The 451-nt window shown below is 72.7% G+C and carries 1 protein-coding gene; it reads right to left on the reverse strand.

The window, feature by feature from the left end; all coding sequences use genetic code 11:
• On the reverse strand, window positions 1-211 hold a 211-nt coding region (locus tag EKO23_RS25990; RefSeq protein WP_217702818.1), incomplete at its 3' end, for a hypothetical protein.
• Window positions 212-451: the final 240 nt, after the last annotated feature.

The following is a 451-nucleotide window of genomic DNA, read 5'->3' on the forward strand; positions in this document are numbered from 1 at the left end:
ACCCGTCGACGGAGTCCGGTCCGAAGTCGAGGGCGGCGAGGGTGGAACGGTTCGCCGCCGACCTCGATGAGTCCGTCGAGGGTCGAAAGCCGAGCGTGCGCAGTGCGTCGAGGAAGGGCCGCGGGGCGCGGACGCCGAGGTGGAGCCGACCCAGGTGTGGCCGCAGGCGGAAGTAGTCCCGCTTGACGTCGAGCAGCGCCGCGGCCTGCACGCCGCTCGGGCTCTCGCCCGTGCCGGCGGCGAGCCAGCGCCGGTGGGTGAGCGTCCGCTGGCGCTGGACGTCGGCGCTTCCTGGTTGCCAGCCCGCGGCGTCGCGCCGCCCGAAAGGTCGACTCCGTCGGATCGATGGCTGCGCAGTCGATCCACCACATCCGGGGTCCGGACCTTCGCACGCCGCTCGCGAAGGCGTTGAGCAGTGCAGACTTGCCGATGCCCGCGACGCCGTAGACGA

It is taken from the genome of Nocardioides guangzhouensis, from assembly GCF_004519545.1.
GTDB lineage: Bacteria > Actinomycetota > Actinomycetes > Propionibacteriales > Nocardioidaceae > Nocardioides > Nocardioides guangzhouensis.